We start from the raw sequence: 13,660 nt of genomic DNA, 5'->3' as shown, positions 1-13,660 counted from the left end.
CACCGGACCGCCGTCCACCTCGTACACCACCGCCCCCGCCCGCACCGCCGCGGACCCCCGAACCGATGCAGCGCCGGCCGAAGCGCAGACGGCACTGGGGGCGGCGCATCGGCATCCTCTTCCTGGTGCTGGTCCTGGCCCTTGCGGGTCTGACCTTCTACCTCGACACCTCGCTGAACCGCGTCGACGCCCTCCCCGACTATCCGGGTCGGATCGGCGACACCCCGGGAACGAACTGGTTGCTGGTCGGGTCGGACAGCCGTACCGGCCTCACCCCGGAGCAGGAAGAGGAACTGGCGACGGGCGGAGACACCGGCCCCGACCGCACCGACACGATCATGCTGGTGCACGTCCCGAGCAGTGGCGGTCCCGCCACGATGGTGAGCATCCCGCGCGACTCCTACGTGGCCATTCCCGGGTACGGCCAGGACAAGATCAACGCATCCTTCGCGTTCGGCGGGCCCGCACTGCTGGCGCAGACCGTGGAGGAGGCGACAGGTCTGCACATCGACCACTACGCGGAGATCGGATTCGGCGGTTTCGCCGGTATCGTCGACGCGATCGGTGGCGTCGACATGTGCCTCGCGACCGCCATCGACGATCCGCTCGCCGGTATCAACCTCGCACCGGGTTGCCAGGAACTGACCGGCGCGCAGGCACTGGGCCTCGTCCGCAGCAGGGCGACCGCGCTGGCCGACATCGACCGGATGAACAACCAGCGCATGTTCCTGTCGGCGTTGATGGCGAAGGCCACCAGTCCGTGGACGTTCCTCAATCCGTTCCGGCTGTGGCCGCTGGTGACGGACACGGCCGGTTCGCTGCGTGTCGACGAGGGCGATCACATCTGGAGCCTCGCCGGCCTGGCGTGGGCCGTGCGCGGCGACATGGTCACCACCACCGTTCCGGTCGCCGGGTTCGAGGACGTCGACGGGTCCGGAAACGTGCTGAGGTGGGACCGTGAACGTGCCTCCCAATTCTTCGACGCGCTTGCCGACGACCGACAGATTCCGGCCGAACTCGTCACCAACGGACCCTGACGGGACGTGAATTGCGGCACACGAACCTGGCGCCGAACATTTCTTTCGGTAATTTCCCCCAGTTTCCCGTCGTGAACGGGGTGGGACACGCCGGAGTCAGCGAGAATTACTTTGGAAAACCTAACCATCGTTAGGCGAAACTTGCCTGACAGTGCCTTTTGACCTGCGATACTGTCGATTCCATGATTTCTACGGACGCGCACAGGACGAAATTCCACGCCCTCCTTCACGACCAGATTCGTAACGAATTCACCGCGTCGCACCAATACATTTCAACGGCCGTGTATTTCGATAACTCTGATCTTCCGCAGCTGGCCAAGCATTTCTACAAGCAGGCTGTGGAAGAGCGCAATCACGCCATGATGATCGTGCAGTACTTCCTGGATCGCGACATTTCGGTGGAACTCACCGGGGTCGACGCGGCCAAGAATGATTTCGAGAACGCCCGTGAGGCGATCGCGCTCGCTTTGACGCAGGAGCAGACCGTCACCGGGCAGATCGTGCAGCTGGCGAGCACGGCGCGCGAGGAGGGCGACTACCTCGGCGAGCAGTTCATGCAGTGGTTCCTCAAGGAGCAGGTCGAGGAGGTCGCGCACATGACGACCCTCCTGACCATCGCCGACCGTGCGGGTGGCGACCTGTTCCACATCGAGGATTTCGTGGCCCGCGAGATGATTGCGGTCGCGGATTCCATCGGGGCTCCCCATGCCGCCGGCGGCCCGCTGTAAACGACTTCGGCGCCCGTGCGCCCGTCCGGTAGTCCCGCTACCGGACAGGCGTACGGGCGCGTAGCGCCTGACGCAGCTGACGCGTAGCGCCTAACGCAGGGTGACCTGGCGGCCGCGCAGACCGTCGCGTGCTCGTCGCTCCTCGGTGGTGAGCGGAGCGTCGACGGCCAGCGCCCGGTCGAGTCGCTCACCGAGTTCCACGACCCCGGGCGCCCACTCGTTCACGTGCTTCTCCCGATCCAGGTCGAACACCGGAACCAGAAGACCGTGAGTCCGGAACGAACCGGCGTAACGCGACCCCTCACCCAGATGCAGTCCGCCGGCGGCGTGGACGCGGGCCAGGGCGAGCATCAGGTCGTCTTCGTTCTCGGGGCGGACCCAGCGGATGTGCGCCTTCTCCCCCGCATCGACCCACCAGGCCGCCACGACGCCCTGGGCCTCTACGCGCGCCGAAGGCATGATCGCCGCGTTCGCGTGCTGCACGGTAGCGGCGACCTCGGGCGCGGGCTCCACACCTTCGGGGATCCACCAGTTGAAGTCCTGATGCACGGTGATGTCGAGCAGTGCGTCGGGGTCGATCACGTCGCGCAGGGCGGGGGTCTCGGACCCGGGCCCGGCGGATGCCAGCGATTCGCCTGCCGAGGCGTCGCGCGCCCACGCGACGGCCGCGGCCAGATCCGCACCCAGGTCGTCCGAATGCAGCTGGACCTGGACACCGACATAACCGGTCGCGGTGCCGTCCTCCTCACGCACGAGGGCTGCGACTGCACCGGGAAGGACGGTCGCCAGCGTGATCGGCCGCGACGAATCCTTCAGGGGAAGCGGCGCGGTGGCCGAGGGAACGAATTCGCGGAGGGCAACCAGATCGCATTCGGCTGCAAGGCCCTCGAACGGCCGGGTCACGACGGCGGCGGCGTTGTCGCGCTCGGCCTGACGCTGTGCGAGCTTCTCGGCGCGGGCACTACCGGGCTTCGGACTGTTTCTCTTGCTCTTCTTTGCCACGACGCCAAAACCTACACGCCGACGCGGGCGCGGTCAGGAAGCCAGCCATTTCTTGGTGCGCCCGGGGTGATTGGTGGCCACCCAGCTGACACCGAGTTCGCGGCACAGGGCGACGTCGTGGGGGTCGTCCACCGTCCAGCAGTAGGTGGCACGGCCTGCGGCGGCGGCCTTGTCGACCATGTCGGGATGCTCGTGCAGGGTCTTCACCGCCGGCCCGACGGCGGTGGCGCCGACGGTGGTGGCCGCCCCACCGCCGAGGTAGCGGGCGGATTCACCGAGCAGGACCGTGGGCAGGAGCGGAGCCGAGCGCCGGACCCGCCACACCGCGGCCGCCGAGAACGACATCACGACGGCGCGGGAATGATCCGCTGACGGTGGGGAGGCGATTCCGAAACGCTGAAGTTCGGCCAGCACCTTGCTCTCCACGAGGCCACCGAATCGCACGGGGTGCTTCGTTTCGATGAAGAGCTTGACCGGTCGCGCGGACCAGTCCAGCGCAAGTTCGATGAGCGCGCTCAACTCGAGCAGGGGCGCCGGCTCCTCTTCGGTTCCATAGTTGAACCCGGACAGCTCGTCGAGTGTCATCTCGCTGACCACTCCGACACCGGTGGACGTGCGGTCGATCGTGCGGTCGTGGACGCAGACCAGGTGGCCGTCGCGGGTGAGCCGCACGTCGCATTCGAGACCGTCCGCGCCTTCTTTCAGAGCCAATTCGTACGCGGAGAGGGTGTGCTCGGGCCTGGTTCCGGACGCACCGCGATGCGCGACGACGAGTGGTCCGCGCCGGTCTGGGCTCATGAGACGTGCACCTCCTGCTCACTCGGTTTCGGATCGGTGGCGATGACCCAGCGGGTGACGGCTCCCTGCGAACCGTTCAGCGTTCGCTCCTCGAGCCTGCGGATGACCAGCAACGCGAGCACCGCGCTACCGGACGCCACCGCGGCGGTGAACGCGGACAGCAGCACGCCGTCGGCCATCGCCTGCAACCCGGGCCGCGCCCGCCAGAACCAGTTGAAGACGACGAGGACAGCGCCGACGACCCAGCTGATCCACCACGCGCGGACCAGGGTGACCGCCCGAGGGTCTCGCCGGATCACTTCGAGCAGGAACACCCCGGGCATCACGAGGTTCAGCCCGGGCACGGCGCATCCGACGATCACGTCGGAGACCGTCCTCGGGTCCGAGGTTCTGGAGCGGGCGAAGGTGCGGCGACGGATTCGCAGCAACCAGCACACGCCACCGATGCCCGACAGCAGCGCGAAGAGCATTCCACCCGCCTGCGCGAAGAACACGGCGGCGTCGGATACGGCGAGCAGTGCGGGGTCGATCAGGCGGGTGCGGTTGTGGACCAGGATCGCGTACCGCACCAGTTCCGCCACCACGGCCAGCGTGTACAGCCCTGCGGTGAGGGTCAGGAACAGGGCGGCCTTGTCAGCGAGCAGTTCCGGCCAGTTCCGGCGCGCCGGCGCTGCGTCGACGTGGTCGTGAAGTCCCCATTGCGGAATTTCGGTGTACCGCGGAGTGGGACCGGGCGCCGGGGAGTCCGCGGCCAGCCCGCCTCGCCGGAGCGGGGGGCGCGCCACCCAGCGGAATCCCCGTCGCTCGGGCGGAAGCTGCTGCTCGGTCCGCACCGGTGCGAGCAGGACCCCGTGGCAGCGCGGACACCACTGCGTCGGAGTGCCGAGAACCGGCCACCGAGCAGCGCAGCGTGCGCACACCTGAACGAGGCTCACGACTTCCGCACCCACTTCACAACGCCGATTCTGTCACGACCCGCAAGTGCGGGCAGCTCATGGACCGAATCGTCCTTTTCGAGGAAAAGTGTGAGCTGCACCACCGGAATCGGCAAGTTATCCACAGTTTCCACAGGTTCATGCACAGTTAGCGAGGGTCTCCGGGCAACTTCTACACAGGTCAGGCGCGGTCCGGATGGATGTTTGTTGACAGCCATCGGGTGAACGGTCCACAGCCGTGGATGAATTTGACACCGCAGCTCAGTGAACGAGCGCGACGGCGCGGCCCGGAATTACCCCTCCTTGTCGAGCTGCCCGCGAAGCAACCCGAGAACTCCGGACCGGCCGTCGTCTTCCCTCCCCGTGTCGGGACGAAAAGCGTCCCGACAACTGTTCTGACGCAGCCCCACGCGTTCTGGTTCCACCCGATCTGTAATCTCGGGAACCGATGACGGACGACGTCGGATCGCGGTGGCTCCTGAGGTCTGCCCATGTGCCGCCGGTCGCCGCCGGTCTCATCGTCGTGCAGCTTCTCGTCCGTACCTGGGTGGCCGTCCACAGCGACTTCTACTGGGACGATCTGATCCTGGCCGGCCGCGGCGGCAGTCTGCCGCTTCTCTCCTCGGACCTGCTGCTGTACGACCACGACGGCCATCTGATGCCGGCCGCATTCCTGGTGGCCGGCATCGCGACGCGGCTGGCGCCGTATCAATGGCTTCTGCCGATGCTGACCATGATCGCGCTGCAGGCGTTCGCGTCGTTCGCGGTGCTGCGGCTGCTCCGCAAGATCCTCGGCACCCGTCCCGCGTTGCTGGTGCCGCTTGTGCTGTATCTCTTCTCCCCGCTCACAGTGCCGGCGTTCGCCTGGTGGTCGGCAGCGCTCAACGCTCTGCCGCTGCAGATCGCGCTGGCGTGGGTGGCCGGCGACGCCCTCGAGTTGTGCCGGACGCGGCGGCGACGCTATGCCGTCTCGGGGACCGTGGTGCTCGTCGTGTCGCTGTTGTTCTTCGAGAAGTCGGTGGTCGTTCCGCTCGTCGCGTTCGCGACGGTGGTCCTCCTGGCCCAGGTGACCGGACGGAAGCAGCCCGTTCGATCGACACTGCGCCGGGGCGCTCCCCTGTGGATCGCGAGTGCGGCTGTCCTGGCGATGTGGACGGCGGTGTACGTATCCACGGTGGCATCGCAGCTCGAGTGGGCGGGGACGTCCCGCGCGTTCGAACTGTTCCGCCACGGAACGTCTCGCGGACTCGTCCCGACACTGCTGGGTGGTCCGTGGTCGTGGGAACGCTGGATACCGAGTCCACCCTGGACCTCCCCGCCGACACTCCTGGTGATCGCAGGCTGGGTGGTCCTCGGCGCGACGGTGTGCACAACGGTCCGGCGCAAGCGCCGCGTCGGCTGGGTATGGGTACTGACCGCGACGTACTTCCTGCTGTCGCTGTCCGCGATGGTGGTCACCCGGTGGGGCGCCGACACCACCTACGAGCTGGCCCAGACCCTGCGCTACTTCACGGACACCGCGGTGATTCTCGCGATTGCCACCGCGCTGATTCTGCGCGCACCCCCTCGCAGGATCGTGCCGGTCGCCGACCGCACCAAGTCGTTGGTGGCCGTCACTGCCGTCGGCGCCTTCGTCGCCAGCAGCCTGTGGTCCACGTACACCTTCACCCGTAGCTGGGAGGAGAACCCGACCACCGCCTACCTCGCGACGGCGCGCACGTCCCTGGCGGAACGCGACGACGCCCCGATTCTCGAGCAACCCGTTTCGATCTGGGTGCTACTTCCGGTGGCGTACCCGAACAATTTGGTGAGTCATGTTCTCGGGGCGTTGCGGGATCGCCCCGAGTTCTCCGACAGCACCCCCGAACTTCGGATGGTCGACGACGACGGCAACGTGGTGGATGCGCAGGTCACCTGGGTGCGCGCCCTGCTGCCGGGATCGGTGCCGGAGTGCGGGCAGTTGGTGGATCAGCGCAGTTTCGTGTCCCTGCCGATGAACGGTCCGGTGACCGGTTGGGAGTGGACGGCGCAATTGAACTATCTGGCGAGTGCCGACGGCGAGATCGCGGTGGCCATGGAGGAGGGTGCCCCGGTGCGCGTGCCGGTGCGCGCGGGCCCGAATTCGGTGTTCGTCCGACTCACCGGGGGCGGTAGCGGATTGCGGGTCAGCACGCTGACCCCCGGCTTGTCGATGTGCATCGGCGTCGGGCCGGTGGGTGTCGTGGTTCCGAGATGACTTCTCCGCTGTAGCTACCGGCCGTATCGCGACCACGCGACTCGTGTGTGCAGGGCGCCGACGAACGCGTCGGCGGCAGCATCCCAGCCGACCGCGGGAAACCCGAGTTTCGCGAACAGGGATCGGCGCGGACCTGTCATCTCGAGGGTGGCGCCGGGGAACCGCTTTTCCAGCACCTCGCGCAGCGTGCCGATGCCGTCGACGACACCGAGTTCCACTGCGCGTCGGCCCAACCAGACGTCGCCGTTGAACAGGTCCGACTCCGGGGCTCTCAGTTTCTTTCCGCGCCGGGCGACCACCCAGTCACTGAACTCCTCGTGGATTCCCTCCTGGATCTGATTCAGCCACTGCACGTCCTCGGTCTTCTCCGCGAAGAACGGGTCGAGCCGGGCCTTCGCTTCGCCCGCCGAGTGCAGCCGCCGCTCGATGCCGAGACGATCGATCAACTCGGAGAAGCCGAAGCCGGCAGAGATGACACCCACGGAGCCGACCACCGAGGTGGCCGTCGCGTAGATCTCGTCGGCCGCGCAGGCCAGCCAGTAACCGCCGGACGCCACGACGTCCTCACAGAAGGCAAGCACCGGCAGTTCGTGTTCGGTCGCGAGCCGGCGGATGCGCGCGGCGATGTATTCACTCTGCGTCGGGGAGCCGCCCGGACTGTTGATGAGGAGTGCCACGGCCTTGGCGCGGTGTGCGGTGAACGCGCGATGGAGCGGTTCCTCGACCGACTCTGCGCTCAGGGTGCGTCCGAATCCCGAGCCCCCGGAGGCGATCACCCCCTGCAACCGCACCACCGGAACGACACCGGCCGCCGACGTTGCGACCGAGTCGGGCAGCTTGTCGGCCAGCGGCTTCGGAAGGGTGATCGGGATCTTCGCCATGAAATCAGACTACCGACGACGGATCGGGCAGACTGGCCCCCATGGAGTTGCGAATCTTCACCGAACCTCAGCAGGGCGCCACCTACGACGAGCTTCTGGCCGTGGCACAGGCCGCCGAGCGATTCGGTTACGGCGCTTTCTTCCGGTCCGATCACTACCTCGCGATGAATGCCGAAGGGCTGCCCGGTCCGACGGACGCTTGGATCACCCTCGCCGGCCTGGCCCGCGAGACGTCCACGATCCGTCTCGGCACGCTGGTCACGTCCGCGACCTTCCGTCATCCCGGCCCGCTGGCCGTCTCGGTGGCGCAGGTGGATCAGATGAGCGGGGGCCGTGTCGACTTCGGTATCGGCGCCGGCTGGTTCGAGAAAGAACACCTCGCCTACGGCATCCCGTTCCCCTCGCTGAAGGAGCGGTTCACACTTCTCGAGGAATCGCTCGACGTGATCACCGGCCTGTGGCGCACACCGGTGGGTGAGACGTTCTCCTACGATGGAACGCATCTGCGCCTTCAGGATTCGCCCGCACTCCCCAAACCCCGGCAACCACAGGGTCCGCCGATCCTGATCGGCGGCACCGGCAAGAAGAAGACGCCCGCGCTCGCGGCGAAGTATGCGGACGAGTTCAACGTCCCCTTCCAGTCTGTAGACGAGACGCGTGAGGTCTTCGAGCGGGTGCGGCTGGCGTGCAAGGCGATCGACCGCGACCCATCCGAGTTGGTGTACTCCAGCGCACTCGTATTGTGCTGCGGTTGCAGCGAGGAGGAGATCGCCCGGCGCGCCGCACGGATCGGGCGGGAGGTGGACGAACTTCGCGAGAACGGTCTCGCCGGTTCGCCGGCCGAACTGGTCGACAAGATCGGACGCTACGCCGAGGCCGGTGTGCAGCGCATCTACCTGCAGACCCTGGACCTGAGCGACCTGGATCAACTGGAACTGGTGGCGAGCGGGGTCATCCCTCAACTCGGATGACGCCCGTGAAACTGCTGCTCCTCGCCGACACCCACGTCCCCCAGCGGGGGCGGGATCTGCCCGGCCGGGTGTGGGACGAGGTCGACCGGGCCGATGTCGTGGTCCACGCGGGCGACTGGATCGACGTCTCGTTGTACGACACGCTGTCCGAGCGGGCAGCCCGCCTCGTGGCGTGCTGGGGCAACAACGACGGCGACGAATTGCGTGCGCGCATGACCGAGAGAGCCGACGTGACACTGGCGGGTGTGCGCTTCACCGTCGTTCACGAGACCGGCGCGGCGGCGGGGCGGGAGAGGCGGATGTCCGCCGCCTATCCGGATACCGACGTCCTCGTCTTCGGGCACAGCCACATCCCGTGGGGCACGACGACAGAAACAGGCCTGAGGCTTCTGAACCCGGGGTCACCCACGGACAGACGACGACAACCGTTCTGCACCTACATGACTGCGGCGGTCGAGGACGGGTCGTTGGGGCAGGTGGAACTGCACAGGCTGTGACGGTGGGCCGGTCAGTGCCGGGTGGTGGAATCGAAGAACCGGCGAAGGTCGCGATCCCACTGCGCATCCCGGGACCGGTTGAGGGAAACCTTCGCGATGAGGAACGCGGAGAAAGCGATCATCATGACCGCGAACCAGGTGAAGATTCCTGCGATCACACCGCCCACCCGCGCGGAGGCCGTCGACATCGGTGGCGCGGTGAGGTCGCCTTCACCGTCGACCCACACCTGCTCCCGCGTGCCCGCCGGAGTGGAGGGTGCGACGGTGATGTCGGCACGACGGATGTCGTCGCCCCACATCCACTTGGCCGGTGCGGTCTCGAGAGTGGACGGCGCGGTGTCCGCGGCCATGGTCACGGCGGCGGAGTCGGCGAGGGTGGTGGCGGTGACCGTTCGATACTCCTGCGCCTGTTGTTCGGCCAGTGCCACCTGGCTGTCGACGGTGCGGACGCCCACGAAGATCGCAATGGGCAGCATCGCGAAGGCCAGCACGATCACCGCAAGGATGAATAGATTCTCGATCCGGTCCGCGCGCCGCAGAAGGGGGTTGTGCCGGCTGTGGGCAGGCCGACGCCGCAGACGAGAACTCTTCCACATCTCGAATCCGGTCCTCTCGCCAACAGCCTTCGCTTCTATCCAGAGTCGTACTCTCCGCACTCGAGATCAAGTGGGACGGGGTGTGCGATCAAACACCGAGTATTTCAGATGGAGTGCGTCTCACGCGGCGGGCGGCGCGGCCGGGGACCATCCGGTGAACGGCGGCACCGACTGGCACGGCACCGGGCGCGGGTTGTCCGGATCGAGGGTGTTGAGCACGTATGCGGCGGCGATCGGGTCGTTCACTATGGCGACGTGCTCGGCCCAGTCCGCTTCACATCCGTCCTGGAGCACGATGTTGGTGGCGTTGGGTGCTTCCCGGTAGCCGCTGGTGTGGGGCAGGACGAGTTCGTCGTAGCGGGTAATGATGTTGGTGTAGTGCACCTCCGGCGCGTATACGCCGTCCACATGCAGGTCACGGAACCACTGGGAACCTGCCAGAACCTGCGGGCACGCGCCGCATCCGACCATGCGCACGAGTTGCTCGAGTTCGTCACGGAGACCGGCCTGCGCAAACACCGAGAAGGTGGCTTCGAGGAGGAACGCATGACTGCCGTCCCACAGCGGCGCAAGCGAGATGTGGTTGTTCACCTTGGTGTTTCCACCGAGATGGTTGATGTAGTAAGTCGGCATGATGGTGCCCTGCGAGTGACCGATGAGGTTCACCTTCTCGGCACCCGTCACGTCCAGGACCTGATCGACGAAGGTCGCGAGTTGCTGCGCACTCTGTTCCATCGGCGCGAGACCACCGAAGGCACTCAGCGGCCACGGAAGGTTCGGATAGTTGCCGTAGGTGAGCGCGAAGACGCAATAGCCTTCGTTCGCGAGCAACGGCGACAGATAGGCCCAGTTGTCCTGCCGATTGGCGGCCGTCCCGTGCACGAGCACCACCGGTTCCGGATGTTCCTCGGAGGGCACACAGGTCCAATCGTTGGAACCGGGTGCCGAACCTCCGGGATTCCCCAGTTCCATCCCGATTCCGTCCACGAACGTCGCCGGCAGCGGCTCCACAGGCGCAGGTGCGACAGGCTCCGCACCTGCCACCACCCCGTCGGTGAAAATCGTCACCGCGAATAACGCGGCCGTCACGACAGAAACCAGCAGACCTCGACGCATCCCTTTACCCCCCGTATGGCTCCGACGGAGAGAAAGTTAACAGCGATTCGCAGCGGCCGGGGTGGTTTCCGGGAATTCGCCCCGCTGGACCTACGTCGGCGGCAGGATGTCGGTCTGCGCGGGCACCTCGTCCTGCTTCAGGAGTCCGACCGGGCAGCTGACGCCGGTGGCGTGCACCGGGCAGTAGCCGCCGGGGTTCTTGGCCAGGTACTGCTGGTGATAGTCCTCCGCGTAGTAGAACTGGGTGAGCGGCGCGATCTCGGTGGTGATTGCGCCGTAGCCGGCCTCGGCGAGACGCTTCTCGAACGCCTCGGCGGTGGCCTCGGCAATCTCCACCTGCTCCTCGTTCAACGTGTAGATGGCCGAGCGGTACTGCGTCCCTTGATCGTTACCCTGCCGCATCCCCTGGGTGGGATCGTGGTTCTCCCAGAACTCCTTCAGGATCTCCGCGTACGAAATCACGCTCGGGTCGAACACCACGAGCACCACCTCGGTGTGGCCGGTGCGGCCGGAGCAGGTCTCCTCGTAAGTGGGGTTGGGGGTGTAGCCGCCCGCGTATCCCGCAGCGGTGGTGTACACGCCGTCGAGTTGCCAGAACTCCTTCTCGGCGCCCCAGAAACATCCCATGCCCAGGACTGCGGTCTGCATCCCTTCGGGAAATGGTGGTTGTAGCGGGTGACCGTTCACGAAGTGCGCGGCTGGCACGGGCATCGACTGCTCGCGGCCCGGAAGCGCATCCTCGGCGGTGACCATGACGGACTCAGCGGTTGCTCGACCCAGAAGCTCGTCGTACCAAGACATGATTCGATGCTACGCGCGAAGTGGCGGGCGCCTCCTGAGCGAGCGCCGAGGAGGTCCGCCGCATCCGCGCGGCGCGAGCGGCGACCCACCGCGTGGCCGGGAGTTCCACCCATCGGTACACGACTTCCGCCACCACGGCCGTCACCGCAAGAAATACCGTCACGGCACCGGTGGTCCCCAGATAACCGACGGCGTTCTCGTAGACCCGGTACAGGATCAGGGTGTGGACGAGATAGATCACGTAGCCTCGTTCGGCCGTCCACCGGACGACGGGCCAGCGCGTCGCGGGACCGTCGTAGCGGCCTATCAGCACCACGCAGGCGGTGACCACCGCAAATGTCCACAGGTAATGCTCGCCCGCCCAGTACACCCGGAAATCCGTGGCCAGCCGGATGACCTCGACCTGCGCCAGCGCCGCCACGACGATCCAGCGGACCTCGGCGAGCCGGGCCCAGCCGAGGTAGATGATCTGACCGAGGAAGACCGCGGGCAGTGTGGCCGCGATCTTGGAGAGCATCGGCACCGTGTACGGCTGCGGCACGTAGAGGTTGTACAGAAGGATCAACGAGCAGATCGCGGCGCCGGCGAGCGGCATCGCAATCGGGACCGTGCGCAGAACCGGCCGCGCAGCCACACAGGCGAAGTAGAAGAGAATCTGCACGGCCAGCGTCCAGGTGACACCGAGAACGGCCACCTCGGGTTTCAGGAAGAAACCTCCGAGCACGAAACTCAGGGCAGCCTCGGGGCCGGAGATCCCGTCCTGACCGCTGAACATGCCGTTGATGCCCAGTCGCACGAGAACGATCGCCGAGGCGATGGCCACCCAGAACGTGGGAAGAATGCGCCCGAGCCGGGTGAAGAGGAAATACCCGGACTCGTACCGAATGGCGGAACGAGTGATCAGGGCACCCGTCAGAGTCATGAAGACGGCGACACCGAGAAACGACAGATGCTGGTTGAGACCGCCGCGTGCGATGACAATTTCGTAGACGACGTCGATGAACCACCATCCGGTTCCGAGGTCGTCGATCAGATAGAAGGAGATGTGGGAATAAATGACGGCCAGTACTGCCATGAAGCGGAGCAGGTTCGCGCCCGTCAACTCCACGCGCGGCGCGGCCGCGCGGGAATCTGTAACAGATATCAGTGACGGCACCGCGCCAGCTTAAGGTTCCATTCACCCGTCGGACGAATTCTTGACATCTTCCGGCTCCTCTGTTCGGGACATTTTTCGGTTACCCGAACTTTATTCTGTGGGAATCACCCCCTGAGCTCAGATGTTGCGCACGGTGTACCAATGAGATTGGGTATATACCCGAAGAACGATTCGACAATGCGGGTGCATGTCGCGTGCTACGCGCGTTGTCACACCCGGAAAAACACCAGGGCTCACCAGCCCGCAAAGAAGGGACCCTCGTGTCTGTTTACACGCTGCCGGAACTCCCGTACGACTACGCAGCTCTCGAGCCGCACATCTCCGGCAAGATCATGGAGCTGCATCACGACAAGCACCACGCCGCTTATGTGACCGGCGCCAACACGGCGCTCGAGAAGCTGGCCGAGCTTCGCGAGTCCGACACCCTGCCTGCCGTGGTCAACCTGCACGAGAAGAATCTCGCTTTCCACCTCGGTGGCCACACCAACCACACCGTGTTCTGGAACAACCTGTCCCCCGAGGGTGGCGACAAGCCGACGGGTGAGCTCGGTGCCGCGATCGACGATCAGTTCGGCAGCTTCGACGCTTTCCGCAACCACTTCTCGGCCAACGCCAACGCTATCCAGGGTTCCGGCTGGTCCATCCTCGCCTGGGACTCCATCGGGCAGCGTCTCCTCATCGTCCAGCTGTACGACCAGCAGGGCAACATCCCGATCGGCCTCACGCCGCTGTTGCTTCTCGACATGTGGGAGCACGCCTTTTACCTCGACTACCAGAACGTCAAGGGCGACTACGTCAACGCCTTCTGGAACATCGTCAACTGGAACGACGTCTCCGCACGCTTCGACCGCGCCCGCACCCAGACCGCCGGCCTCATCGTCTAGATCCGCTCGCCGAGTGTGCAGC

Annotated in this window: 14 protein-coding genes; 6 read left to right on the top strand and 8 right to left on the bottom strand. The window is 66.0% G+C overall.

Annotated features, from left to right (window positions below; translation table 11 throughout):
• Both WAW17_RS32950 and WAW17_RS32945 read left to right on the top strand, forming a co-directional pair.
• Positions 1 to 1,037 (top strand): LCP family protein (locus WAW17_RS32950; RefSeq protein WP_422337024.1); only part of this gene is annotated, 1,037 nt, incomplete at its 5' end.
• Positions 1,038 to 1,219: 182 nt separating this feature from the next.
• Positions 1,220 to 1,765, top strand: a complete 546-nt coding sequence (locus WAW17_RS32945; RefSeq protein WP_422337023.1) for a ferritin — start codon at positions 1,220 to 1,222, stop codon at positions 1,763 to 1,765.
• 90 nt (positions 1,766 to 1,855) lie between these two features.
• Here WAW17_RS32945 and WAW17_RS32940 read toward each other — a convergent pair whose 3' ends face one another.
• Genes WAW17_RS32940 through WAW17_RS32930 form a run of 3 tightly spaced genes read right to left on the bottom strand, consistent with a single transcriptional unit; the run spans position 1,856 to position 4,515 of the window.
• Entirely contained in the window at positions 1,856 to 2,767 is a 912-nt protein-coding gene (locus tag WAW17_RS32940) for a DUF5926 family protein (protein WP_422337022.1), read from the bottom strand.
• A gap of 33 nt (positions 2,768 to 2,800) precedes the next feature.
• Positions 2,801 to 3,565, bottom strand: a complete 765-nt coding sequence (locus WAW17_RS32935) for a glycerophosphodiester phosphodiesterase (RefSeq protein ID WP_422337021.1) — start codon at positions 3,563 to 3,565, stop codon at positions 2,801 to 2,803.
• Positions 3,562 to 4,515: a DUF4328 domain-containing protein gene (locus WAW17_RS32930; protein ID WP_422337020.1), complete on the bottom strand. Its 954-nt coding sequence runs from the start codon at positions 4,513 to 4,515 to the stop codon at positions 3,562 to 3,564. Before WAW17_RS32930 ends, WAW17_RS32935 begins: the two co-directional genes overlap by 4 nt.
• Positions 4,516 to 4,948: 433 nt before the next feature.
• On the opposite strand from WAW17_RS32930, the gene WAW17_RS32925 reads away from it, so the two are divergent.
• Positions 4,949 to 6,736 (top strand): hypothetical protein, encoded by a 1,788-nt coding sequence (locus WAW17_RS32925; RefSeq protein ID WP_422337019.1) that lies wholly within the window; start codon positions 4,949 to 4,951, stop codon positions 6,734 to 6,736.
• Between the two features lie 14 nt (positions 6,737 to 6,750).
• On the opposite strand, the gene WAW17_RS32920 is transcribed toward WAW17_RS32925, so the two are convergent.
• A complete protein-coding gene (locus WAW17_RS32920; protein WP_422337018.1) occupies positions 6,751 to 7,617 on the bottom strand; it encodes a S49 family peptidase in 867 nt (288 codons plus the stop codon).
• 41 nt (positions 7,618 to 7,658) lie between these two features.
• Here WAW17_RS32920 and WAW17_RS32915 point away from each other — a divergent pair, with 41 nt between their 5' ends.
• Together WAW17_RS32915 and WAW17_RS32910 are read left to right on the top strand one after the other, a co-directional pair.
• Entirely contained in the window at positions 7,659 to 8,588 is a 930-nt protein-coding gene (locus WAW17_RS32915) for an LLM class F420-dependent oxidoreductase (RefSeq protein ID WP_422337017.1), read from the top strand.
• A gap of 5 nt (positions 8,589 to 8,593) precedes the next feature.
• On the top strand, positions 8,594 to 9,085 hold the full coding sequence (locus WAW17_RS32910; protein ID WP_422337025.1) for a metallophosphoesterase family protein: 492 nt from the start codon (positions 8,594 to 8,596) through the stop codon (positions 9,083 to 9,085).
• 11 nt (positions 9,086 to 9,096) lie between these two features.
• Here the strand turns inward: WAW17_RS32910 and WAW17_RS32905 are convergent, their stop codons facing one another.
• From WAW17_RS32905 to WAW17_RS32890, 4 genes are all read right to left on the bottom strand, one after another.
• Positions 9,097 to 9,681, bottom strand: coding sequence for a hypothetical protein (locus tag WAW17_RS32905; protein ID WP_422337016.1), 585 nt, complete (start codon positions 9,679 to 9,681; stop codon positions 9,097 to 9,099).
• Positions 9,682 to 9,801: 120 nt separating this feature from the next.
• The gene (locus WAW17_RS32900) at positions 9,802 to 10,797 is read right to left on the bottom strand and encodes a lipase family alpha/beta hydrolase (protein ID WP_422337015.1); all 996 of its coding nucleotides are present in this window, start codon (positions 10,795 to 10,797) and stop codon (positions 9,802 to 9,804) included.
• A 90-nt stretch (positions 10,798 to 10,887) separates the two neighbouring features.
• On the bottom strand, positions 10,888 to 11,598 hold the full coding sequence (msrA, locus tag WAW17_RS32895) for a peptide-methionine (S)-S-oxide reductase MsrA (RefSeq protein WP_422337014.1): 711 nt from the start codon (positions 11,596 to 11,598) through the stop codon (positions 10,888 to 10,890).
• The gene (locus tag WAW17_RS32890) at positions 11,558 to 12,754 is read right to left on the bottom strand and encodes an acyltransferase family protein (protein ID WP_422337013.1); all 1,197 of its coding nucleotides are present in this window, start codon (positions 12,752 to 12,754) and stop codon (positions 11,558 to 11,560) included. Before WAW17_RS32890 ends, msrA begins: the two co-directional genes overlap by 41 nt.
• Positions 12,755 to 13,014: 260 nt before the next feature.
• Between WAW17_RS32890 and WAW17_RS32885 the strand changes: the two genes are divergently transcribed.
• Complete coding sequence (locus WAW17_RS32885) at positions 13,015 to 13,638, top strand: superoxide dismutase (RefSeq protein ID WP_422337012.1); 624 nt, start codon at positions 13,015 to 13,017, stop codon at positions 13,636 to 13,638.
• Positions 13,639 to 13,660 lie beyond the last annotated feature (22 nt).

The sequence above is a fragment of the Rhodococcus sp. (in: high G+C Gram-positive bacteria) genome, from assembly GCF_049286785.1.
Classification (GTDB): Bacteria; Actinomycetota; Actinomycetes; order Mycobacteriales; family Mycobacteriaceae; genus Rhodococcus_F.
Note: the sequence above shows the minus strand (reverse complement) of the source record. Positions and strands in the feature narration are given on the sequence as shown.

Bases quoted from the DNA above. Each gene is read 5' to 3' on its own strand.
- WAW17_RS32945 (WP_422337023.1), top strand. From the start codon at position 1,220: ATGATTTCTACGGACGCGCACAGGACGAAATTCCACGCCCTCCTTCAC.
- WAW17_RS32935 (WP_422337021.1), bottom strand. From the start codon at position 3,565: ATGAGCCCAGACCGGCGCGGACCACTCGTCGTCGCGCATCGCGGTGCG.
- WAW17_RS32925 (WP_422337019.1), top strand. From the start codon at position 4,949: ATGACGGACGACGTCGGATCGCGGTGGCTCCTGAGGTCTGCCCATGTG.
- WAW17_RS32920 (WP_422337018.1), bottom strand. From the start codon at position 7,617: ATGGCGAAGATCCCGATCACCCTTCCGAAGCCGCTGGCCGACAAGCTG.
- WAW17_RS32915 (WP_422337017.1), top strand. From the start codon at position 7,659: ATGGAGTTGCGAATCTTCACCGAACCTCAGCAGGGCGCCACCTACGAC.
- WAW17_RS32905 (WP_422337016.1), bottom strand. From the start codon at position 9,681: ATGTGGAAGAGTTCTCGTCTGCGGCGTCGGCCTGCCCACAGCCGGCAC.
- WAW17_RS32900 (WP_422337015.1), bottom strand. From the start codon at position 10,797: ATGCGTCGAGGTCTGCTGGTTTCTGTCGTGACGGCCGCGTTATTCGCG.
- msrA (WP_422337014.1), bottom strand. From the start codon at position 11,598: ATGTCTTGGTACGACGAGCTTCTGGGTCGAGCAACCGCTGAGTCCGTC.